At 42.3% G+C, this 24,947-nt stretch carries 11 protein-coding genes; 1 reads left to right on the top strand and 10 read right to left on the bottom strand.

What is annotated here, in order from left to right; translation table 11 throughout:
* Positions 1-213: 213 nt before the first annotated feature.
* The 3 genes from rpsO to ADM50_RS02000 form a co-directional block, all read right to left on the bottom strand.
* Positions 214-483 (bottom strand): 30S ribosomal protein S15, encoded by a 270-nt coding sequence (gene rpsO / locus ADM50_RS02010; protein ID WP_001018251.1) that lies wholly within the window; start codon positions 481-483, stop codon positions 214-216.
* Between the two features lie 144 nt (positions 484-627).
* A complete protein-coding gene (locus tag ADM50_RS02005) occupies positions 628-3,336 on the bottom strand; it encodes an FtsX-like permease family protein (RefSeq protein WP_193390675.1) in 2,709 nt (902 codons plus the stop codon).
* Positions 3,332-4,033 carry an ABC transporter ATP-binding protein gene (locus ADM50_RS02000; protein ID WP_049484356.1) on the bottom strand — a complete coding sequence of 234 codons (702 nt, stop codon included), beginning with the start codon at positions 4,031-4,033 and terminating at the stop codon, positions 3,332-3,334. Before ADM50_RS02000 ends, ADM50_RS02005 begins: the two co-directional genes overlap by 5 nt.
* Positions 4,034-4,174: 141 nt before the next feature.
* On the opposite strand from ADM50_RS02000, the gene ADM50_RS01995 reads away from it, so the two are divergent.
* Positions 4,175-4,747 (top strand): TetR/AcrR family transcriptional regulator, encoded by a 573-nt coding sequence (locus tag ADM50_RS01995; protein WP_049484355.1) that lies wholly within the window; start codon positions 4,175-4,177, stop codon positions 4,745-4,747.
* Positions 4,748-4,870: 123 nt separating this feature from the next.
* On the opposite strand, the gene ADM50_RS01990 is transcribed toward ADM50_RS01995, so the two are convergent.
* From ADM50_RS01990 to ADM50_RS01960, 7 genes are all read right to left on the bottom strand, one after another.
* Positions 4,871-5,563 (bottom strand): phosphoglycerate mutase, encoded by a 693-nt coding sequence (locus ADM50_RS01990; RefSeq protein ID WP_000240130.1) that lies wholly within the window; start codon positions 5,561-5,563, stop codon positions 4,871-4,873.
* Between the two features lie 163 nt (positions 5,564-5,726).
* Positions 5,727-5,981 (bottom strand): hypothetical protein, encoded by a 255-nt coding sequence (locus ADM50_RS09705; protein ID WP_239684797.1) that lies wholly within the window; start codon positions 5,979-5,981, stop codon positions 5,727-5,729.
* A gap of 367 nt (positions 5,982-6,348) precedes the next feature.
* Positions 6,349-6,729: a hypothetical protein gene (locus ADM50_RS01980; RefSeq protein WP_049484353.1), complete on the bottom strand. Its 381-nt coding sequence runs from the start codon at positions 6,727-6,729 to the stop codon at positions 6,349-6,351.
* A 157-nt stretch (positions 6,730-6,886) separates the two neighbouring features.
* Complete coding sequence (locus tag ADM50_RS01975) at positions 6,887-12,394, bottom strand: ZmpA/ZmpB/ZmpC family metallo-endopeptidase (RefSeq protein WP_049484352.1); 5,508 nt, start codon at positions 12,392-12,394, stop codon at positions 6,887-6,889.
* Positions 12,395-12,628: 234 nt separating this feature from the next.
* The gene (locus ADM50_RS01970) at positions 12,629-13,009 is read right to left on the bottom strand and encodes a hypothetical protein (RefSeq protein WP_000856378.1); all 381 of its coding nucleotides are present in this window, start codon (positions 13,007-13,009) and stop codon (positions 12,629-12,631) included.
* Positions 13,010-13,255: 246 nt separating this feature from the next.
* Complete coding sequence (locus tag ADM50_RS01965; protein WP_049484351.1) at positions 13,256-19,702, bottom strand: ZmpA/ZmpB/ZmpC family metallo-endopeptidase; 6,447 nt, start codon at positions 19,700-19,702, stop codon at positions 13,256-13,258.
* A gap of 228 nt (positions 19,703-19,930) precedes the next feature.
* Positions 19,931-24,947: ZmpA/ZmpB/ZmpC family metallo-endopeptidase (locus tag ADM50_RS01960; RefSeq protein WP_049484350.1), on the bottom strand; the 5,017-nt coding region annotated here is incomplete at its 5' end.

Raw genomic sequence — 24,947 nt, 5'->3', positions numbered from 1 at the left:
TGAGCTCGGGCTAAAATCCTAGTGAAAAAGATGAAACTCCTTGTGTTCATCGAACACTGTGTCGTTTCCCTATTTTCATACGGATTTTTAACGCCCTTAGCATCATAATTCTTGCTGGATAAAACGTTTATAGACTAGGCGACAAGCCGAAGATCGTACTGATGGTACATCGAGGCGAAGGCAACGAAGTATAGAAACGTTTTAGACGCAAGATTAGCGACGAAGTCCTAGAGAGTTGATCAACTCACGGTAACGGTTAACGTCGTTTTTACGCAAGTATGCAAGCAAGTTACGACGGCGACCGATTTTCTTCATCAATCCACGGTAAGTAGCGTGGTCTTTTTTGTGTTGTTTGATGTGTTCGTTAAGGTGGTTGATTTCCCAAGTAAGGACAGCAACTTGAACCTCTACTGAACCTGTATCACCTTCGTGACGTGCATATTGTGCGATGATTTCATTTTTTTTCTCTTTTGAGATTGCCATGATGTTTCTCCTTTTTATTTGGCTTCATCCGAGTGACAGGTTGGCATGCCTGTAACCAAGAAGAAGTTATTTGTCTTTACGACAGTTCTTATTCTACCAAGAAGCAGGGACTTTGTCAACTGATTTACTGTTTAAACCCGTGAATTACTCTACTGATTTCAGGGCTTCGAGCATATCCACCTTTCTCAAGTGGTGATTGACAAAGACGCCCAGTAAAGCCAAAATCACAATCACTGCGACGATTGGAAGAGCATAGACTTCCCAGCTGACTCGTGGATAAAAAAGTATGGTGGCAGGTGAAATCATTTGAATCAAAAATTGATGTAAATAGTGGCCAGCTACCAAACCGAGAACAATCCCCACAAGGGACAGCACCATAGTCTCCCGGTAGATATAGAGAGTCACTTCTTTATTATGGAAACCAAGAACCTTAATAGTGGAAAGTTCGCGGATACGTTCTGCCACATTGATATTCGTGAGATTGTAAAGAATGACAATGGCTAGTAAGACGGAAACAAGGACAAGGATTGCCATGGTTTTATTGAGAGAATTGGCTACAGATTCAAAGAGGTGGATAGCCGTTGCATTTTGGACCACTCCAGAAACAGCAGCTTTTTTCATAAAGACAGCAGCTTCTTTCTCCGTATTGGATGGTGTTGGCTCTTTTAATTTCACTAGGTAGGCATTGTCTTGCGGACTGGTTCCATAGACTTGTTCGTAAGTCGCTCGGTTGAGATAAACGAAGTGTCCAACATAGTTTTCAGAAATAGCCGCGACCTTGATTTCTTTCCCATCAAGCTCTAGCTTGTCTCCAACCGTAACACTTGCTAGTTGGGCTAATTTTTGACTCACGACCGCTCCATTAGTGACCTGCAACTCTCGCCCATTTTCCTCTAATGTGATAAAGGGATTGAAGTCTTCTCCACTAGTAACCATTATGGTGATAGTCTGAAGTCCTGCTTTTCCTTTGAAATCTTTTTCAATAGATTTAGAGTAAATCTTTTGATAAGCGTGGATAGGCTCAGCTTGCAAGGCGCTTTCCAGATCTGCTTTTTCTTGCTCCGTTACACTGCTCTTTTCCGCTACAATCATCTGGTATTGCTGGATTTGTTCAAATTGACGCTCCACAACTCCTCCCACAGATGACTGAATGCCAAGACCTGCAAATAGGAGAGCCACCGAACCTGCAACTCCAAAAATGGTCATCAACATCCGTTGTTTATAACGGAAAATATTTCGCGCTGTAACCTTATGAGTGAAGCTCAAATGACTCCAAATAAAGCTCAGGCGTTCCAGCAAAATCTTTGATCCCTTAACGGGAGGTTTGGGAAGCAAAAGTTGGGCTGCTTCATCATGCAACTCCCTTCGCGCCACCAGATAAGCTGGCAAGACACTGGATACCCAACTCAAGGCTAGGGCAAGGAGGCTATAAGACCAGTAAAAATACTCCTGGCTTTTCCCAACGACCATTCCTGCTGTTATAACATCCGAAATCACGCCTGCAAGAAGATAATGTCCAAGAAGCGTTCCTATAAGGGTTCCCACAGTTCCTGCACGAAAACCATAGAGGACAAACTTGGCAACTATATCTTGATTCCGGTAACCTAGAGCCTTGAAAATACCAGCATTGGTACGCTCTTCATCCACAAATCGAGTCATCGTTGTAAAGGTCACCATTGCAGCGACCATATAAAGCACCACGGGGAAGATATTCCCAACAGAACGAATGCTTGCTGAAGCGTTACTGTACATGAGATAGCCTTGACCACCTGGCATGGTTTGGCGATTGTATACGTGGTATTTCGGCTCTGCCAGTTCATCAAGGTCTTTCTGACGCTGTTCAAGCTTCTCTTTTTCCTTAGTTAGATCACTCTCTGCCTGAGCCAGTTTTTCTTTTTCTGTAGCCAATTCTTCCTTAGCTTTCGTCAATTGCTCCGTGGCTTGACTCTTTTGAGGCTCAGGAAAAACAGTCACTTGTTCTTCTTGCGTTTTCAAGCGACTTTCAGCCTGCTCTAACTGACTCTTGCCTTTTTGAAGGTTACTTTCAGCAGTTTGGAGCTGTTCTTTCCCATCTTCCAAGCTCTTTTGCCCATTTGATTTGATACTTGCCAATCTTTTTTGACCATTATCGGCAAGCAAGTCTTGCAATTCTTCCTGATGTTGAGCACGTTTGCTCTTATAGTCTGATGAAAAAGCATCCAGGTTTTTTAAATCATCATAGCGCACACGCGCAATACTATACACTTCTGTATCAAACCGACTGGCTACAAGCACTCCATAGCCAGCCAAACTTCCATTTCCACTACTAGCCCCTCCCAAGTCTTCTTGAGAAAGCATCTCACCTGACTGAACAAATCCTGTAACGGTGTAAGTTTGGGATTTCAAAAAGGACTTCCCCTCTTCTTTCTTGCTAAAGGTGATTGTCTGTCCAATCTGATAGCGGTCTTTCCAGAAATCAGCTAAGGCAATTTCCCCATCAGCCTCTGGAAGTCGCCCTTCTATCACTTGGAAGGTTGAAATGCTCTCTGGTTTGGAATAAAGTCGAACTGCTTCCTCACCATTTTCAACGGTTAGGTCTGCCATATAGCCAAACTCAACACTTGCTCCTTGAAGGGTCTTTAGTTCGTCCTGATCTTCTTTGTCCAAGCCATAATCAGCTATCACTGCCAGATCCAAAGCATTGGCTTTACGGAGATAATCCCCTGCCGTGCGTTCCATGTTTGGGCTAGTCACTTTGAGTCCTACTAGGGCTAAAGAACCCAGCATCATCAAGGTTAAGATAGAAACAAAGCGTCCCTTTGAAGTCGTCACTGACTGAAATAGGTCTTTCCGATATGTTTTTTTCATGCTAATACTCCAATATATCGATATCCTGTGGATTCTCATTAATCGTCACACTCTTAACCGTGGCATCACGCATATGAATCACGCGATCTGCAATAGGGGCTAGCGCGCCATTGTGGGTCACGATAATCACCGTCGTTCCTTTTTGACGAGACATGTCTTGGAGAATTTTCAAGACTTGCTTCCCTGTCTGGTAATCCAAGGCACCTGTCGGTTCATCACAAAGGAGAATTTTAGGATTCTTAGCTACAGCGCGTGCAATGGAGACTCGCTGTTGCTCCCCTCCAGAAAGCTGGGCTGGAAAGTTATTGAGGCGATGAGCCAGACCTACGTCTTTGAGCACTTGCTCTGGATCCAAGGCATCCGCTACGATTTCTGAGGCCAATTCCACATTTTCCTTGGCTGTCAGATTGGAGACCAGATTGTAAAATTGAAAAACAAAGCCTACATCTTCACGACGATAGTTTGTTCGTTGGTGCGAACTATAGTTGGCAATATTGGCACCATCAATCCAAATCTCTCCCTCATCATTGGTATCCATACCTCCTAGGAGATTGAGAACCGTTGATTTTCCAGCACCAGAAGCACCAAGGATAATGACCAGCTCCCCCTTTTCAATTTCAAAATTCACATCACGATTAGCCACAATCTCCGTATCCCCAACCTGATAACGCTTGTAGCTGTGTTTCATTTCAATATAAGCCATATCGTTTATCTCCTTTTCAAAGCTCGTTTTCTTAAATCAACAAGATGTTGATTCTAAATCACAAATATTATATAATGGGCTAAGTCAAAAAGCAATAATCAAAAATCAACAAAGTGTTGATTTAATAAAAAGGAAGATAAAATGGTTCAGAAACGAAAAACTACTACTAAGGAAGACATCAAAGAAGCTTTGATTCAGCTGCTATCAGAGGATAAATTTGAAAATATATCAATTAGTAAGCTCTGTAAACGGGCAGGAATTAATAGGGGAACTTTCTATCTACACTATGAAGACAAATATCAAATGATTGACAGTTTGAAAAGTGAAATTATTTCCCAGCTCTACATTTTTTTAGAAAAAGAAAGAGAATCGCCTAGAAAGTTTATGTTAGCCAACTTCTATATATTACGTTCGAACGAACGCCTTATTAACGCCTTGTCCCAAAGTCATTACATAGACTTTCGTGGTGCAATTCGTGAATTTCTAAGTAGCATTATTCTAACTGAAAATAAAAAAGAAACGACTCGTCATTTCTTATCAGAAAACTTCCAAATTCCTCACAAATACGCTTTGGAAATCTTCTTATCAAGTATTGAAGGGATTATTTCTCTTTGGATTGCTGGGGGAGCGCAAGAAGAACCGGAAGAAATCACGGATATAATCTTATCAACCTATAACTACGAACATTGGCGCTACGAATCAAAAGAAGATTAATTCATACAACTTACTATTTCATAAGCTATATCCTCTCATTTTATACTTTTTCAATTAGCTAAATTGCCTTTTTTTAACTTAGATACAAAAAAGCCTAGGAATCCTAGGCTTTCTGTTTATAGATTATTTTCCAAGGTAGTATTCAGAAACTACGTTCAATTTTTCGTCAAATTCGAATACCAATGGTGGGAAGTTAGGGATTTCCACGTCCATGATTTCATCATCTGACAAGCGTTTGATGTGTTTTACAAGGGCACGGATTGAGTTACCGTGAGCTCCTACGAATACGTTTTTACCATCTTTAAGTGCTGGAGCGATTTTGTCTTCCCAGAATGGAAGGGCACGTTCCAAAGTCACTTTCAAGTTTTCAGCATCTGGGATAACTGAGTCGTCAAGTGAAGCGTAACGACGGTCAGTGTGTGCTGAATGCTCATCATCACGATCCATGTTTGGAGGCAATACATCGTATGAACGACGCCAGATGTGAACTTGCTCATCACCAAATTGTTCAGCTGCTTCAGCCTTGTTTTTACCAGTCAAACCACCGTAGTGACGTTCGTTCAAGCGCCATGATTTTTCAACTGGAACCCACAATTGGTCAGAAGCTTCAAGAGCCAAGTTTGTTGTTTTGATCGCACGTTTCAATACTGAAGTGTAAGCTTGGTCAAATTCGATACCAGCTTCTTTGATCAATTTACCAGCGTCAATCGCTTGTTGTGTTCCTTTTTCAGACAAATCAACATCAGCCCAACCAGTGAAAAGGTTAGCTTTGTTCCATTCAGACTCACCGTGGCGAGCAAAAACCAATTTTACCATTAGATGGATTCTCCTTTTATTTTTCGAGGTTTCCCTCGTTTATCTATTCTATTTTACACAATTTTCCACAAAAAAGCTAGTTAAAATCAACTAAAAAGAGAGAACAGTGTCCTCTCATCTAGTTATTATTAATTCGCGATATTCAATCAAGAAACGATTGCAATTATTTTTTATTTAAAGCATCAATTATACGATCAGTATTCTTAGTTACATTAGTATCATTGTAACGATTATGAATTAGACCTTCAATTGTTTCTTTGCAATTTTCAAGATTAGCTTTTTCAAATACTACCACACTGACAACATGTGTTCCACCAGAAGTAAGATGCAAAACTAGTAGAGTTTGAAAAGCACTTAGCACTGTTAATACACCATAAGCCGCTAATATCAATCCTCCGATAAATGAATTTTGCATCATTGAAAGGCCAATAAGAGCGAAAATTATATCCCAAGCAAATGATTTGAAATCAAGACGAAATGAACTATCTACACTTGCAACATGATCAACAGGAATTGTTTTATTTTGAGACCCCAGTGGAATAACTTTTAAAATAGTATTAGGGTTAGAAGTTTTTATAAAGACTCCCTCTAAAGTAATGGAAGCTTTTAAATAGAATGTTAAATACGATGTAATGAAAGATTGTTTGATAATATTCTCTTTTTATTTTTTCAAGTTGTATCACATCATGTTTTCTTATAAAAAAAGCATTTTGCTAACATATTCTTTCGCCAGATAATTCTTTAAATAAAAAAACAACCCTCAAACGGATTGTTTCACTAGACTATCAGATAAGGCCACGGACTTCTTTTAAAAATTTAGAAAAAGTAACAGCACCTTTAATGATTAGAAATCCTCCTATCCACTCGGTCGCTGAAAGAAAGCCCAGCACGCCACCAATGATAAATAAAATAGATGGCAGCATTCGAAGTTGTTGGTCTTCTTCGAAATAGATTAACATAAAGGTACCTAATGCAATCATCAAAATCTTAAAAAATGTCAGGAGCAGGGAAAAGGCAACCGTGACGACCAACATCTTTGAAGGATCTTTATAGATGAGAGCCCCAGTATAGGATAGCAAAAATCGTAGGACAGGCCCCAAAAGTAAGGTCACTCCTGCCAGCATGCCCAGTCTCCAATTGAGTCGAACCAATCTATCTCTCTCCATCAAAACCTCCTTCTCTCGTAGCTATCATTCTACCATATTTGCTCCAGAAACGAAAGGACTTCTCAGACACAAACCTATCTCATACCAGCTTCCTAACAGGGATATCAAGCTATAAAAAGAGAAGACCAGTCGGTCCTCTCTTTTCATTCTCCAAAACTTATTTCTTAAAAATAGAGGTTCTGAAGTCTTTTGTTTGGTCAAGATAGGCCTTAAAGATTGCTCTCTTTAACTTATGAACGGCACTGTCGATTTCTGGCTTATAGTCACTCCAACGAGGAGCCACTGCATCCTGTAGTACAGCTTGATCCATGAGTTCCTGCAATTCAGTCACACTATTGATGGTCTTGGTCGCATAGCTTGGCCATGGTTTTGTCGGATCTTTAAAGGTCACCTGTTTCAAGTTTTCAAACTGATCCACACGTTCTTTGTACATGGCTTTCTTGAAATTCGCCCAAGATGAATACTTGCCTTCAAATACCTTGTCCAATACAAGTTTATCGGTCACCAATCCTCGTTCTTTACCATAGAGATTGATAGTTTTACCTTTTTGTTTGGCAACTTCTTCGTATTGGTTTGAGATATAAGGTACCATTCCATCCTTAAAGCCTTTGGCAGCCAAAAGTTCGTAAGCAATTCGGCGTCCCATCAGGTCCCCTGGCGTGCCTTTCTCACTGCTGAGAGCTGAAAAGATTGGGGCAAAGAGTTTAATCGTATAGTAGCCATTTCGTTCATACTCGCCAGACTGGTACTCACGAGCTGATAAGATGTTGTGGTCAATCAAACTCTCAAAGCTGGTCAATTTTTGCGCCTCTTCTGCTGTCAATTCTTTGACTACGTTAGTGGCATAAACCTCATTTCCATCTGATGGATCTTTTACATACTTGTTCTCAATTTTTCTGAGAGCCGCCATTTTCTGGTAAACACTTAGTTTATTAACGATTGACTGCCCTTCGAGATATTCCAGCATGTAGATAAGGTCAAACATGTTATGGACATAGTTCTGAAGATCTGCTGCCTTTTGGAATCTCTCTGTCGGATCCAAGACTTGAAGACGGGATCCTTCTGTACTATCTGATGTTGAGTGTTTCAAGATAGAATTGATGGTAATGGTTGCGTCACTTGGTTGGTCAGGAGCTTGCAATAAGCCTTTTGCGAAGAACTCTGGTCCCAAACCACTTCTTCGACCATAGCCGCCAAGGTAAATATCCTGATCCGAATCATGGGTCATCTCATGGGTATAGGTAATGGCTCCATCCTTGTCAAGCATACGGTAAGACATATAGTAGACACCATCCCCTGTTGCGTAGGCTCCATGCTGGTTGTGTACTACCTTATTGCCAACTGGTCCAAAGAAGTTCTTCATGGCTGGATTGGAACTATCAAACTTAGCCTCTACTGTAGCTTTTCCAGATGTTGTGTCATCGCCGAACTTATAAGCATCATAAAGCAAGATGGTACGATAGAGTTTTTCACGTCCCTCATTATCTAAAATACGATACCAATAATCGTAGTGATCTCGCTGACGTTTGGCTGTTTCACGCGCATTTTCTTCTACAAAATCATTGAGAGCCTTGCCCGCTTTATGCTCGCTATTGCGGTAGCGATCATAAGCTCCAAATCCTAGACTAGACATAGTTGAGATGACAAAGACGGATCTCTCTGGCAAGGTTAGGAGAGGCAAGACCATATTGCGGTATTTCCATGTGGCACTAGTGATGCGGTCATAGACACCGATAGAATACTTGCTACCAGTCTGTCCTTGCTTTGTTTTCACCTCTTCGATAGTGGATTTTTCTTCGACGATGTAAGCCTTGGTCTGTGATTTAAACCAGTCATTGTTGCTTTTCTCTGGTAGAAAGACTTTTCGGTAATGTTCCAGCGTGCTAAACAAATCTGTCGTTCCATGTTGACTGGCAAGACTGATACCATAAGTATCGACATTATTCTTAGCTAGAAGATTGTTAAAGCCAGATTTACCCAACTCAATCAGGGCATCTAGTGGTGAAGCATTTCCCTTACCAAAGAAGTCCAGATGGTACAGAACTAGGTCTTTGACATTCACCTGACCATAGCTAAAGTTATACCACCGTTCCAGATAGGTCAAGCCAAGTAGCAAAGCTTCCTTGTTGTGCTTGATTTTATCTACAAGATAGCCCTTGGTGACTGGGTTGTCACCGGCAAGTCCAGCATCTGCTGACAAGATTTTTTTCAAACTGTCTTCCAGTTGTTCTTTTGTTTTGGCGAACTGGTCTTCAAGATAGAGCTCTGTTTGCTTAACGTTTGGAGAAATACCGAGCGTCTTTCTGATGGCTTCTGAGTGGTAGTCCACCTTTTGTAAGTCAGGTAAGACTTGCTTGATGATAGAAGATTGGTCATACAGGAATTGATTTGGCGTATAGAGAAGTCCTGTATCGCCCAGACTATATTCTGCTAATTTGGCGAAATCATTCTGGTACTTGAGATCCAGCTTCTCAGATAAATCATCATTGTAGTGAAGCAAGAGTTTGTTTGCAGTCTCTTTGTTAGAAACAATGTCTGTGATGACTTGGTTATCCTTCATCATGACTGCTGACAAGAGTTCTTTTTGATATAAAAGGCTGTTCTCATTGACCAGATTTCCGTATTTGACGATGGTTGCCTTGTTGTAGAAAGGTAGCAATTTTTCAATATTCTTATAAGCCAAGGCGCGCTTAGCTTGATAATAAGCCACCTTAGAAAAATCACTGTCTTTTTTGCCACTTGTTGAGAGAGGCTCCACTGTTGGTAGAGTGAGAGGATTGATGGCTGCTTTTTTGCTTTCAATCTGGGAAGCATCTAGCAAGGTTCCTCTTTCTTCAAAAGATTCTTTGCTGACGACCTCATCCTTGACCAAGGTGACATTGTAGACTCTGTTGGCCTTGCTGCTGAATGTGTCCTTCACCTTCATTCCATTGTAGTGGTAACCGGTAATGGCATTTCCGTTGGTTACATTGACATCACTGAGGACATTGGTCAAACTTCCAGCATGCTTTACATCACCAGAAGTGCGATCCCACAAATTGCCTGCTACTCCCGCAACTCTACCAAAGTGCTTGACATTGTTGATATCACCTTCAGCATAGCTATTTTGGATCTGTGCATCCTGATCTACTAGACCTGCAAGACCACCTACAGTCTGATCTGAAGTATTTGTGTTGGATGAAATGGCTACTGTCGCTTTTGACTTACTAAGTAAAGCCTTGTCACCTGTCAAATGACCGACCAAACCACCGATATTGTAGGCAGCAGTCGTTTCATAAGTATTGATAATTCTCCCCTTGAAACTGCTCTCTGTGATACTTGATTGGTCCGCCTTAGCCAGCAAACCACCGATACCACGTTCACCTGCTAGAACACCATCGACATGAACTTGCTTAATCTTTGTACCATTCTGGGCTTCATAGGCCAGTGAACCGATATCATCTTTCCCTGAAATGGAGACATTTTTCAGACTCAATTTTTCTACTCTAGCGCCACTCAAAGTTTCAAACAGAGGCTTTTTCAAGTTGTAAATAGCATACTGCTTGCCATCTTTTTCACCGATCAACTGACCAGTAAAGGTACCCTTGATGTAGGACTTTTCATCAGGATCCAACTCCACTTCGTTGGCGTTCAAGCTAGCTGCTAAATAATAGGTTCCAGAGAGATTCTGCTTGATAGCTTTGACGAGGTTGCTAAAGGAAGTAAAGGTTGTCGTTTCCTCTGTAGCCTTCTTAGCTAGATAGAAGGTGAAATTATCGACATATTTATTTTCTAGCTCTTGCTGGAGTTTCTCAGCCTTGGCTGTAATTTTATAAACTGACTGACCATTTTTCGTTTCTGCCGTTATTGAAGAAACTGGTAGATAGACATCTTTAACTGCCGAAGATTTAACCTTGACAAAGTAAGTTTCTGTATTCTTTGGAACACTGTCTAAAGAAACATGTTGTTTGTAAGTACCATTGGTCTGACTATACAACTCCAGATCCGAAACATTTCTTAGCTCAAGCGTTTTCTCTGGATCTTTTTCTTTTGGTTTTTCTGTCGGAGCTTCCGGTTTTACTTGCTCGGTATTGCCCGTATATTCTGGAAGAGGAGCGACTTGCTCCGGTTCCACAATGGCTCCTGCTTGCTCACCTTTATATTCTGGTAGGGAAGACTGGATTTCTGGTTCAACGATAGCACCTGATTGAGTATCTGTATACTCTGGTGTTTCAGTTGTCTCAGGGGCAACAACCGCTCCCGCTTGAGTTTCTGTATACTCTTGTGTTGGTGGCACCTGTTCAGGCTCTACGATTGCTCCAGACTGCTCGCCTGTATAGGATGGTTTCTCAGCCATTTCTGGTTCCACCAAAGCCCCAGACTGGACGCCCCCAACCTCTGGCTCAACTTGTTCTGGCTCGACGATGGCACCAGCTTGGGTTCCCTGATACTCAGGTTGCGGAGCTACCTGCTCGGGTTCAACGACTGCTCCTGCTTGGGTGCCTGTATATTCTGGTTTTTCAGCTGTTTCAGGGGCTACAATCGCTCCCGCTTGTTCTCCTTTATATTCTGGTAAGGAAGCCTGGGTCTCAGGCTCTCCTTTTCTTGCAGACTGAGATGCTTCACTCGGTACAACTGCCTTCTTAGTCCCTTTTTCTACTATACGTGGCAAGGCTTCTTCTACATTGGTCGAGAGAACTTCTCGGGAAATTTCTTGGTTTTCAACAGTGAAAATGCGAACGACTTCAACCTTCTTCCCAGCATGACCTTCTTGTTTGACACGAATGGTTCCCTCTGCTAGTTCGGGATTTTCTTGAACCACTTCTGAAAAGTCTAGTTTGGTTACAATCTCTTGGTCTTTGTATAGGAGCTCTGGTTTGTTCACGCGACCAGCCAAGACTTCGTCTTGAGGATCTACACTAGCAAGACCAGACGGATTTTGATTGGATGAATCTTGAGAAGGGATTGGCTTCTCAGCAGGCGTTGTAGGAGAGGTAGCTTTCTGCTCATCTCCTGCCTTTTGCCCACCTTCATTGGTCTGAAAACGAGGTTGAACCGTGTAGTCTGGTTTCTGACCTCTAGCAGCAGTTTCTTGCAAACTAGCGTCCTTGTCTTGCTTAATATAGCCTAGGTAGGTATAACCCGATAGGGTGCGTGGCAAAGGCAGACTATCTCCTTGGGATAATTGGTATTCCTGATTGTACTGGAGCAAAAGCTGATTTTCGATAGCCTGAACCGAAGAAACCAAACCACTACCCATCCCTGTTATCAAAATCACATTCAATAGAGCTTTCTTTTTGCCTTTCTTTTTCGATACGACAAAAATAAGGAGGCCGATCGAAGCCATGACTCCACCCGATAAAACGCTAGTAAGGCTATGCTGCCCACCTGTATTGGGCAACTGACCTAGCTGGGCTTTCTCTTCCATACGGTAGACTAGATAATAGGTGCTCTCACTATCTTCCGCAATTTTAGGAATGTCCTTGACAATCAAGTCTTTTTCTTGCCCACTCAGCTCTGTATCCGTCACATATTTGTAGTGAACAGATACATTTTCTTGAGCAAATACAGTCCCACTACTCGCAATGGACACAAAAAATAGGCTTGAAATCGAAGCTGATACAAGTCCAATTGCTAATTTTCGTAAGGAGAAACGATGCTGCTTCTCTCCAAAAATCTTTTTCATTCTAAATCCTCTCAACTTTTCAACCTCTATCAAGGAAATAACTAGAATTATATTTTGATATAGGTAATTTACATTCATCATTATACTATAAAAAAAGGTCCTTGTCCCAAATAAATGCTTTGAATTTTATGAATGTAAAAACTTATTTATCTTGTCAAGTTTACCTCTGCTTGATGACAAAAAAAGAAGGCTAATCGCCTTCTCTTATTTAAAAATATTCCTAACAAAAAGTCATTATTCTTGAATCTCGAATTTTTTCAAAAGTCCAAAATAGAGGGATCCACCAATGATTGTCAGAATTCCTCCTACCCAGCCCAAGAATGGGATCAATCCAACAGAACCACCTACGATAAACAAAACAGACGGTGCAGGCGTCACACGCTCATCGTCCTTGTAATAAACAATGGCTACAATTCCTAAAACCAAGACAGCAATTTTTACCAATGACAAAATAATTGAAAAAATCGTCAATAGCCCAACTGTTGCATCTGAGTCCTCCGTTGCCGCAGCAGCCCCGACAGCTATCATAAACATAACAAGAGGTGCCAACAGCAAGACGATACCTGAAATAAGACCAAAAATCGCATTTACGCGAGCAAGTGTATTTGTTTTCATCTGAATCTCCTTAAAAATTTTTACAGCTATCATTTTATCATATTTTCATGAAAAACAAAAGAAATTTCAAAATGAATATACTAGATGGTGAATGGTTTCAAATTTCTATCCAGACATTTAGAGTAAGAAATATGTCATGTATCAATTTATTTGTAAATTCATTCGTTTTTATACTAAGCAAGCCGTTCCCCTAAAAAAAGAAGATCCAAGTGATCTTCTTTTTTCGTGGCTGTTTTTGCAAGAGACTTATCTTTCAAAGATAGACTGTCTGAAGTCGTCTGTAGCACGTAGATAAGCATTGAAAATACGATACTTGAGTTGGGCGACACTGCTCTTAGAGCTGTCTGATAAAGCACGATCAATGTTCTTAGCTGAGGCATCCGCTAGTACTGCTAAGTACATATAATCTTGTAATTCCTCATAAGAAGAAATTGTAATTTGTCGTTTGCTATCTAGTTTTCCTGCTTCAAACTCAATGGTGATAGGGCGAAGGAAGTTTTGGGCCTTGTTGTATCGTTCATTCAACATAGCTTTCTTCAAATCCTTCCATGATTCATACTGACTACCGTAGAGGTTTTTAAGGATTAGATCATCTCCAACTACACCGACATCTCCTCTGTTCCAGATTGAGTAGGTCTTATTACCTTCTTTAAGCGCTTGGCCGGAGTATTGGCCAGATACATATGGGACAAATCCTTGTTGGTAGCCCTTGTCTCCTAGCAATTCGTAGGCTCTACGGCGGAACATAAGTCCCCCAGGAGCACCAGTTGGATTGTCCAGAGCTGCATAGAAGGAAGCAAACATATTGACGATGTAGTAGCCATTTCGTCCAAAGCTAGCGGTATCCCAACCATCGCGACGACCAATGATATTATGATCAACCAGAGCATCGACAGACTTTAGTTTGGCTGCTTCTTCAGCTGTTATTGGAACGATTCGATCATCAGCATGGGCTTTCTTACCATAAGACGTATTCTCAAAGTTATAATTTTCAGCCTTACGGTACCATTTCATTTTCTGTTGATCAGTTAGAACTCCAGTAACAATATCCCCTTCTACATAATCCAGAAGGTTCAGTACGTCAAAAACTCCATGCATGTAGTCGCGAAGAGCATCTGCTGAGGAGAATCGAGCAACAGGATCATAGGTATGGTAACGTGTGGTCGAATCTTTATCTCCCTGATAGAAGCTATTAAGCACGAGACCTTTTTCGCTAACATTGGTTACAGACTCTAACATTCCTGTAGCGAAGCTCTCCGGTCCTTCACCCTCACGACGACCATGCCCTTCAAAATAGACAGAACCGTCCGAGTTGTGGGTCATTTCATGGGTATAGACCATGGTACCAGAAGCTCCCAGCATCTGGTCATAGACGTAGAAGACTTCATAACCATTAGCAAAGGCCCCTAGTCCATTGTCTCCGTGATACTTCCCAGCAGGACCAAAGAAATTGTACATAGCAACAGATGTCTTATCATTACGCGGAGCCCAATATTGCTGGCCTTTATCATTGTAAACAAAGAAACCGTCTGTAACGATCACCCGTCTGAATAAGGTATCTTTCCTGTTTGGACTTAAAATGTTGTACCACATGTCATAGTGGTTTCGTTGCCATTCAGCTGATTGATTCACAAGTTTTTCAACGTGTCGATGGAGTTCCTCGCCTGAGAGAACTCTGCCACCTTCTTTCCTGTAGCTTCCAAAGCTACCAAAGGCAATGGTCGACATATTGCTGATGATAAAGACATCTCTTTCAGGTAAGGTCAGAAGTTGGAGGACCATTTGCTTGAAGCCCCAATCTCCCTGAGTCAGTCTGTCATAGACCTTGATTGTATACTTACTCTTACGATCTGCATTGTCCTGTTTAGCCTGAATTTCTGGCAGACTTGAACGAGCTTCTACGATATAAGCCTTGGTATTTTCCTTGAACCACTCACTGTTGGTTTTATTTGGCAAGAAGAGTTCACGCAAACTTTCTAAGTAAGCAAAGAGGTCTCCTTTGCCTTTTTCCTTGGCTAGGGATTGTCGGTAGGCATTGAAGTTGTTTTGTGCTCGAAGATTGCCCATTCCAGAGTTCCCGAGAGCGATAATGGTATCAAGTGTCGAAGCGGCTTGATTACCAAAGAAATCAAACTTATAGGCATTAAGGTCCTTGGTGTTGAACGTTCCATAATTGACATTGTACCAACGGTTGAGATAGGTCAGACCAAGCATGAAGGCTTCTTTGTTCTGCAGAATCTTTTGGCTAATTGCATCCGCTACAGCAGGGCCTAGGGTGTTGATCGACTTGTCAACTGAAAGCACCTTGAGGAGTTCCTGACCTAGTTCGGCCTTGGTTTGTTCAAAGGCTTTTTCTAGATAAAGATCATCCAAGGAAGCTGTTTCACCAATCCCTAATACTTTACGCACTGCAGTTGAGTCATAGGTCACAGCTTTGAGTTCATCCAAGACACTCTCTTTAATGGTCTGATAGTCAGATAGGAAGGCTTCTGGCGTATAGAGTAAATTCTTATCAGCGATGCTATATTCAACAATCTGGCCATTGGCAAAATCACCCTTGTAGGTCAGATCAAGATAAGCAATCGTCTTATCTGCATAATGCAGCATCAGTCTATTGATTTCACCCTTATGGCTGTTGACGTCCGTTATCAGTGTCCCATCTTTCATCGGAACCACATCTAACAAGGCTACTTTGTTAAGTTTATCATCCTCAGCTAACTGGTTGGCTGTATGAACGATAAAGTCTTTGTTGTAGAATGGTAATAGTTTTTCTACATTTTCATAGGCTTGCTTTCTGGACTCTTGGGCTCCCCTCACTCGACTATAGTCTGTTTGATGCTGGTAAGCTTGCTGCAATGGCTCCTGGTCCGTCAAGTTCGAAGTGATTCCAAAAGACTGACGTTTAGCTTGGGCATCGGCATCTGAGATAGAACGGACAAAACGCTCATCTTTTCGATTTGCTGTAGTTCCTTCAAGAACATAAGAGTCCCGAACAGAAGCCTCAGGATAGGGATCTCCTGTCATCGCATGACCATTTTGAACTTTGACACTGGTCAAGACATTTCGGACTTGTCCATTGTTCCAAGTAGACCCGATCGCTCCACCGATTTGGCCAGAATGACCAGTATTTTGGATAGAACCAGACACATAAGAAGTTTCTAATCTAGCTCCATTTTGCAAGCGACCAATCAAGCCTCCAACACGCTGGTCTCCATTTCTACCCGTTACTTGGATAGATACATCTGCTTGACTCTTCTGCGCCAGTGATTGGTTGCCGTGGAAATTACCAACCAAGCCACCAACATTGTACTCCTGCCCCCCATCTTGGGTGCTGGTGATTGACCCTTTAAAGGCAACATTGGTTAGTTTTGTGTTTTGGGCAACTCCTACGAGTCCACCGATATGCTTGTTCCCAGATAGACTACCACTTACAGAAACATCCGTAATCGTGGCGTTCTGAGCGTTGCTAGCCAAGGCCCCTATAGAATCCTTGCCTGTAACTGCAGCCGATTTCAAGGTCAGTTGCTGGATGGTGGCATTTTTCAAGGTTGCAAAGAGTGGTTTTGCCAAGTTGTAGATGGTATAATCTTTGCCATCCACTCGGCTAGTTAGACTACCTAAAAATTCTTCTGGAACATAGCTTGTCGCAGACTGTTCCAACCGAATCTCATCTGCTGAAACATCCGCTCCTAGTTTGAAGTTTCCAGTCGGGTTTGACTTCATGGCCTCTATGAGCGCTTTGAAGGACGTATAGACACCTTCTTGGCTAAGAGGCGTTTTCGGCAGTTCAAAAGAGTAATCTGGACGATAATGGTCCCCTTCTCCCTCGACGAGCTGATTAGCTGATACCGTTACGGAGTAGGCATTGCCTTTATCAGTAATCTTAGAAACAGGTAAGAGCATATCCTTGAACTTGTCTGACTGAATGCGGACATAGTAGTTGTCCAAATCAGACGGCACTTCTGACAAGGATAGGTAACGTCGGTAGTGACTGCCATCTTTACCGTACAGTTCGATGCGGTCGATGTCTTTGATTTCAACCTTCTTATAATCAAGCTGAACTGGACGTTGATCCTCTATGCTAGTTTGTTCCCCTTGACCCAGGTCATATTTCATGACAGTTTTGAGGGTATAAGGAGTATAGTAGTCCAAGTCACCAAGTATCAATTTTTGAGTGAGGTCCGCAAGGTCGACTTCCTTAATTAACGTTTCACCCTTGTATAGCTGCACTTTGGCTGATTGATAGCTAGCTGTAGCATCCGTCAAGTGATAGCTAAGAGAAACTTGGCGTTTGTCTTCTTCCTTCTCGACACGGACTAGAGAGAGGATTGGTTTTCTCTTGACACCATCCAGAGCTTGACGAGCTGCCTCGAGATCCGTCCGAACTTGATCGACCAAGGCTTGATTGGCCAAAGGATTGTCCAAAACGAGCTTGGCCTGATCTAGAGCACGGCGATAGCGGAGTTTGGCTTGTTCATCAGCATACTGGTAAGCAACTGTAGACTGAGTCACATCCTTCATGTCAAATTCAACTCCGAGAGTTTTCTTATCAACAGGTGGGCCGTCTAGATTTTTCTTAGCAGTTTCAAGGGCCTTTTTCAAGGAATCAACCTGTTCTTGACTAGCGTGAGATGCCTCAAAGAGAGCTTGAGCATTTGCGACTGCCTGTTTATAAGACTCTTGATCTGCAGTGGTATCATTGAAATACTGATGCGTTTTCTGAATGCTATCGGCCTCTTCCACTAATTGGTGTAAGGGTTCGAGGTCGAGAGTTCCTTTTTCTGGTTCCACAGGAGCGTGATCCACATTTGTAGAAATTGGTTTTGTACCGACTTTGATAATCTGAGGAACTGCTTCTTTTGTGATAGTGTTAGAGATTTCCTCTGTATTTTCGACTTTTCCATCTACTAAATACTGACGAGTCACAATCGTACGGACACCATCTTGACCAGCTTGGCTAACTTCCCTTTGCCCCAAAGGCAGGTCTGCACTTTCCACTTCCTTAGTTGGATAAGGTTCTGCTACCGTCGTAGTAACATCCTTTTCCTCAACGTTTAAGTTTGGAACTTCATTTACAGGAGCGTCTGTTGGTTTCTCGCTAACAGGAGCTGTTCCGACCGTTACGATCTCTGAGACCGCTGGAGTCGTCACTTCGTTGGAGATTTCCTGGCTTCTCTCTACTTTGCCATCTACTAAATACTGACGAGTCACAATCGTACGGACGCCATCTTGACCAGCTTGGGTTATCTTGGTCTGACCAACTGGCAAGCTATCACTCTCTACTCGTTCTCGAGTGTAGGGTTCTGCTACCGTCGTAGTAACATCTTTTTCTTCAACGTTTAAGCTTGGAACTTCATTTATTGGGGCGTCTGTTGGTTTCTCGCTAACAGGGCCTGTTCCAACTGTTACGATTTCTGAGACCGCTGGAGTCGTCACTTCGTTAGAGAGTTCCTGGCTTCTCTCTACTTTTCCATCTACCATGTACTGACGGGTGACGATTGTACGCACGCCATCTTGACCAGCTTGAGTTATCTTGATTTGGCCAACTGGCAAGCTATCACTCTCTACTCGTTCTCGAGTGTAGGGTTCAGCCACTGTTGTGGTAACATCTTTTTCTTCAACGTTTAAGCTTGGAACTTCATTTATTGGAGCGTCTGTTGGTTTCTCGCTAACGGACTCCCCTGGGCTTGGTTTTGTAGGAGAAGGGATCTTGCTTCCGACTTTTCTAATCTCAGAAGTCGGCTCAGTCGTTACCTGATTGGAAACCTCCTCTGTATGGATCACCTGACCATTTAAAAGGTAGCTGCGGGTCACGATGGTACGACTACCATTTTTCCCTGCCTGAATCACCTCAGTTTGACCTTGCGGCAAATCATCCGCCTCTACTTCCTCCACTTGGAAAGGAATAATCTCTGTACGACTCGTTTCTTTACTATCAACCTTTAACTCTGGTTGTTCAAAGACAGGAGCTTCACTTGGTTTCTGAGCACGATACTCTTCCTGCGCTTGGCTTCCGTTCGAAGTTTGGACTGGAGTATCAATAGGAGCCGAATGATTCAACTCTTTCTTGCCATCAACTGGAGAGTTTACTTCTTTTTGAGATTTCAAATACCCTACATATTGGTAGCCTTCAATCGTAAGTGGGGATTGCAATGTTTCCCCGACCTGTACAGTCAATTCCTGATTATAGTCTGCCAGCATTTGATTTGTCAAAGCCAAGGAAGTTGGCGCAATCAGCTGACTTCCTAGACTGGTCAAAAGCATGAATGAAGCAAGTTTCTTGCGATCATCTCTGCCCAGTTTAATCGCTACGACCAGTAGCACAATGCCTGCCCCTGCTGCAATTGAGCTAATGAGTTGGCTGTGACCAGTTGCAGGCAACTGTCTCGTCGGACGATAAATCAAATAGTAAGTATCATCTGTTTCCTCAGCAAACTGTGGCAATTCTTTGACTACCAATTGCTTCTCTTGGTCCGTGAGTTCACTCTCTGTCACGTACTTATAGTGAATCTGTTTTGTGACGGATGGCGTCTGTTCACTAGCTGCTACATTTGCAAGAGAACCTCCTCCACTAGAAAGGTAGAAAACGCCTACCAGAGCAGAAACCAAACCAACCGAAACTTTTCTCAATGAAAAACGTTGGTGCTTTTCTCCTAAATAATTTCTTTTCATTCCTAATCTTTCCTTCATCATGATTTGAATCCCCTCTATTCTACCGAAATTTACTAGATTATTCAATTTATTTGCTATAAATAATAGCCACAAAAAACTGCTAATCTTTTCAGTTCATTTACGCTTTCAAAATCCTTATCTAATCAGGTATTGAATGCACAAACAAGATCATGGAGAAACCACAGAAAAATTCCTAGGTAGCCTTAAACCTAGGAATTTTTCAAATTTTAATCAAACAGAATCGTTTCCTTATTTCTTGAAAATAGACTGCCTGAAGTCGTCTGTCTCACGAAGATAAGCATTGTAAATCTTCTTCTTGAGCAGGTTAACCCAGCTAGCTTCGACACGGCTAGTAGCATTGGTAATGTTGCGTACATCCTCTGCCACGGCTGCGTCCATCAACTGCTGCATCTCTGCATAAGAACGAATGGTTACTTTCTTGGTACTGTTTGGATTTTTAAGCTCGTACTCAATGGTAATTGGCTTCAGCTTGGTCAGCTGATCAATTCGCTCCTTGTACATGGCCTTCTTGAAGGCTGCCCAAGAGGTGTATTCACCTTTAAATACATTTTCCAAGACTTTCTGGTCCGTCACGAGACCAACATCTCTTCCAGACCATCCGTCCCACGTTTTCTTCCCTTCATCGAAAGCTTCCTGAGAGTACTGACCAGAAACATAAGGGACAAATCCGTCATGGTAGCCCTTGGCTGCTAGTAATTCATAGGCTGTGCGACGGAACATAACGTCACCTGGTGCTCCATTTGGATTGCTTAAGGCTGAGTAAATTGGTGAGAAGAGGCTGAGACTGAGGTAGCCATTTCGACCATATTTCCCACTTTCCTTATTCTCCCGACGAGTGATCACATCATTTTCAATCAGGGAGTCAAAGGTCTTCAGTTGCTTGATTTCCTCAGCAGTAAAGCTTCGCGTCTGGTTACCAGCGTGGGTCTCCTTTCCATACTTATCTGTAATATAGTAATTCTCCATCTTCCTGAACCACTGTAACTTGGCAGCATCACTCTGCTTCAGCATAGAAGTACCTTCTAGATAGTCCAAGGTGTAGATCATGTCAAACATACCATGGACATAGTGTTGTAGGTCTGCTTCATTTTGAACACGTTCCTTGAAATTATAGGTATGCATACGTGTCTTAGAATCCTTGTCCACCTTGAAGAGAGTATTGAGCGTAATGGTTGGTTCATCTGGGCTTGGCGAAGATTGCAAGAGTCCCCGAGCATAGAGTTCCGCACCCAAGCCCTCACGACGACCATAGCCTTCGAAGTAAATTGCACCGTCAGAATTATGGGTCATCTCATGCGTGTAGACTGAGTTTCCATAGTCTTCTAATAATCGTGCCCTATCAAAATGGGTCACACTTCCCGTAGCGTAGGCATTGTAGCCCTTGCTTGGATACCACTTGCCGGCTGGTCCAAAGAATTCCTGCATAGCCTGTGATTTTTTGTCATTAGCTGGAGCCCAATAGCTTTGTCCTGCTTTGTCAGTTAAGAAGAACCCATCATAAACCAGAACAGAACGGAAGAGCTTGTCCTTGCTTTCTGGATTCAGAATCTTGTACCAGAAATCATAATGGTCGCGCTGGTATTCAGCTGTTTTTCTCACTCTGTCTTCGACATATTCAGCTAGCTCAGCGTCTGTGCGCACCCTGTTATTAGCATCCAGGCGATAGCGATCATAAGCTCCCATAGAGAGGGTAGACATATTGGAGATAGCATAGACACCCTTCTCTGTCATGGTCAAGAGTGGCAGGAGCATGCCCTTGTGTTCCCAATTATCTGCAGTAATCTTATCATAAACACCGACAGAGTACTTGCTCTTGCCCTCGGCTGCGTCCTGAAGCTGTCTCGCTTCTGGCACATCGGACTTAGCCTCAATGATGTAGGCTTTTGTATTGGTCTTGAGCCATTCATTATTGGTCTTGTATGGTAGGAAGAGCTGACGGTAGCCTTCAAGGTAATTGAAGAGTCCTCGCTTGCCAGTTGCTTCAGAGAGCGAATTATCATATGCTGTATAGTTGTTCTTAGCCTTGAGATTCTCAAGTCCTGATTTCCCTAAAGCAATGATTGTATCAAGAACCGAAACGTCATTCTTACCGTAGAAATCCAACTTGTAAGCCGACAAGTCCTTAACATTAAAGTTGTCATAGTTGATATTGTACCAACGGTTAAGGTAAGTCAAACCTAATAGGAAAGCTTCTTTATCAGCAAGAATCTTCTTAACAAGATAATCCTTAACTACTTCACCTTCAGTATTGATAGCCTTATCCATAGCCAGCACTTTGCGGAGCTCACCTGATAGCTTGCTTTTCACTTGCGTAAATGCAGTGTCTAAGTATAGTTCATCCAAAGAAGTATCTGCGGCTACTCCGAGAGCTGTTCGCATAGCTGGCGAATCAAGAACGACCTTGTTCAGCTCTGGCAAGACTTGATTTAGAATACTAGTGTAATCTGATACAAAGGCTTCTGGAGTATAAAGAAGGTCTAAGCCCTTGATACTATACTCAGCAATACCTCGATTTACGAAATCTTCCTTATAAGATATTTCTAGGTAATCAATGGTATTGTCCATGTAGTGAAGCATCAAACGGTTAATTCCGGTCTTGTTGCTATTGATATCAGTGATAACCTGGTCACCCTTCATCGGAACAACATCCAGTAGGTACTCCTTATTCAACTTATGCTCTTTCGGAATCTTGTTCGCAAACGAAACAATGGTTTCTTTATTGTAGAAAGGAAGCAGTTTCTCCATATTTGCATAAGAATATCCACGGTCGAATTGAGCATTGTTTACCTCACCATAGTCGACAAAACGCATATTTAGATTCGTGTCATCTAGGCTAGTCGTGATGTCCATAGCAGCCAGTTTTTCTTCCATTTCTTCTTGGGTAATAGTAGAAGTAACAAACTGATCGTTTTTCAAGGTTTCACTTTTAGCAACTTTATATGCTTGCGTAATGCGGTCGTTTTTGTAGCCCTGATCCCCAGAAATACTGTAAACATTTGTACCGCTAACATTACTGATCACATTATCAACTAAACCATTAAAGTAGTTCGAGCCGACCACTCCACCGATTTGACCGCTAGTGGTTGCATTATATACTTTTCCTGTCACATACGACTTGGTGATTCGAGCATTGTTTTCTAGACGTCCAACCAAACCACCGATACGTTGTTCATTTGATCGTAAACCACTAATAATCGTTACATCTGCTTTACTTTGGCTAAGAAGAGATTCTCCTCCTTTAAGGTTTGCAACCAAACCACCTACATTATAAGCTTTGATGTGTTGACTGTTAGATAGGATAGTTCCCGTAAAGGAACTATTTGTAATTTTCGTATTGGTTCCATTAACTACTAGACCCGCCACGTTAGAAGCATTTCCTACTACCGATACTCTCCCCTGAACAGAAACATCTGTGATTCGCGCATTCTCCGCATTGCGTGCCAGCGCAGCTGAGTCATAGGTACCCACGATATTCACATCTTTAAAGTCGATATTGGAAATGGTAGACCCACTCTTGAGGTTTTCAAATAAAGGTTTGGCTAGATTATAAATGGCGTATTGCTTACCATTATGACTACCTGTCAGACTACCTGTGAAGTTCCCTTTGAGGTAGACATAATCTGCAGGTGCAAGACTAACCTCACTAGCATCCAAATCAGCTCCCAACACATAATTTCCTGCCATATTTCGCTTCATAGCGTCTACCAATCTAGCAAAGCTAGTGTAGACATTTTGCTGGCTTGGGACTGCCTTACTGATGTAGAAGTCGTGCCCAGACTTATAGCCCGTTTCACTTTCTTGGACGAGTTCAGGAAGGGTTACATTAACCTTATAGACTGCCTTGCCATCTTTCTCTGCTTCAGAAATGCTGTGAACTGGTAGGAGAATTTCCTTGGATTCGCTTGATTTGATCTTGACGAAGTAAGTAGACAGATCCGTAGGCATAGAGTTCATCGATACAAAGCGCTTGTATTGGTCGTTTTCTTTATGATAAAACTCAACGGAATCAATATCACGGAAGGCAATCTTCTTGTATTCTAGCTCAAAGTTACGACTGTCTGTTTCAAACTCAGTAAAGCTACCATTATCCAATTCATAAGTCAACTTAGTTTTTAGAGTGTAGCCTGTGTAGTAGTCTAAGTCGCCAATTTTCAAGCTGCCAGCAAAGTTGGTAATTGGAAGAGTGCGAATCAGCTGGTCTCCCTGGTACAATTCTGCAGTCGCTGAACGGAAGGACTGGGTCTGGTCTTCCAATCTATATTGGACCGTCACCGACTTATCATCAGTATTCTCAGTCAGACTTAGAATGGAAACTGTCGGCTTGACTTTAGGCACTCCATTTAGTGCTTCTTTGGCTGCTGTCAGACTAACAAGAGCTTGGTTGACCTGTACTTGTGTAGCTGTTTGATCGTTCAAAACTCCCTCTGCCTTGGTCAATTCGTCAGTATAAGCTGTCTGCTTTTCTGAATCCGCATTCTTATATTTAACCGAAGTTTTAACCGTTGGATTTAAATCGTACTCAGTCTGAAGAGCCGTTTTAACAACTTCAAGTCCACTTAATTGCGCCTTGGCTTGATTGATTTGTTCCACCAGTTGGTTGACTTCTGCTTGGCTAGCTTGGGATTGGCTCAGAATCGCTTGACCAGCCGTCAAAGCAGCATCATAGTTAGCTTGATGACTCTGACTATCGTTGAAATAACGGGTCTGAGCTTTAATCTGATCTGCTTCTGCCAAGAGATTATGCAGTGAAATTAAATCGAACTCTTCTAACGCGTCTGCTTTCGGAGCTTCATTCGGTACCATAGTTGGCTTAGCCGTGCCGACTTTGACAATTTGCGTTACTGGAGCCAAGGTTTCTTCATTCGAAAGTTCTTGACGGTCGATTTCCTGATCATTGGAACTGTAGACTCGAGTTTTAATCGTGCGCTCACCCTCAACACCCGGAGTTGCGATTTGACGAGTATCTCGAACAAGCTCATCGGTTTCTTCTTCACGAATGCTAAAGTTAATTTTCTCTACACGAGTTTCGTCGGTATAAGTCAAGGGATACTCTGGCAAAGCATCTGCTTGCGGTGGATCGTTCGGTACCATGTTTGGCTTAGCTGTTCCGACTTTGACAATTTGCGTTACGGGAGCTAGAGTTTCCTCGTTAGACAACTCTTGGCGGTCAACCTCTTGACCGTTGGAACTGTAGACGCGAGTCTTGATAGTCCGTTCACCTTGGACTCCCGGAGTTGTGATGTGG

The organism is Streptococcus oralis (assembly GCF_001075675.1).
Lineage (GTDB): Bacteria > Bacillota > Bacilli > Lactobacillales > Streptococcaceae > Streptococcus > Streptococcus oralis_V.
This window is presented reverse-complemented; position numbering and strand designations above follow the sequence as displayed.

Excerpts from the sequence above, each read along its gene's own strand:
- rpsO (WP_001018251.1), bottom strand. The coding sequence starts at position 483 with ATGGCAATCTCAAAAGAGAAAAAAAATGAAATCATCGCACAATATGCA.
- ADM50_RS02000 (WP_049484356.1), bottom strand. The coding sequence starts at position 4,033 with ATGGCTTATATTGAAATGAAACACAGCTACAAGCGTTATCAGGTTGGG.
- ADM50_RS01995 (WP_049484355.1), top strand. The coding sequence starts at position 4,175 with ATGGTTCAGAAACGAAAAACTACTACTAAGGAAGACATCAAAGAAGCT.
- ADM50_RS01990 (WP_000240130.1), bottom strand. The coding sequence starts at position 5,563 with ATGGTAAAATTGGTTTTTGCTCGCCACGGTGAGTCTGAATGGAACAAA.
- ADM50_RS09705 (WP_239684797.1), bottom strand. The coding sequence starts at position 5,981 with ATGATGCAAAATTCATTTATCGGAGGATTGATATTAGCGGCTTATGGT.
- ADM50_RS01980 (WP_049484353.1), bottom strand. The coding sequence starts at position 6,729 with ATGGAGAGAGATAGATTGGTTCGACTCAATTGGAGACTGGGCATGCTG.
- ADM50_RS01975 (WP_049484352.1), bottom strand. The coding sequence starts at position 12,394 with ATGAAAAAGATTTTTGGAGAGAAGCAGCATCGTTTCTCCTTACGAAAA.
- ADM50_RS01970 (WP_000856378.1), bottom strand. The coding sequence starts at position 13,009 with ATGAAAACAAATACACTTGCTCGCGTAAATGCGATTTTTGGTCTTATT.
- ADM50_RS01965 (WP_049484351.1), bottom strand. The coding sequence starts at position 19,702 with ATGATGAAGGAAAGATTAGGAATGAAAAGAAATTATTTAGGAGAAAAG.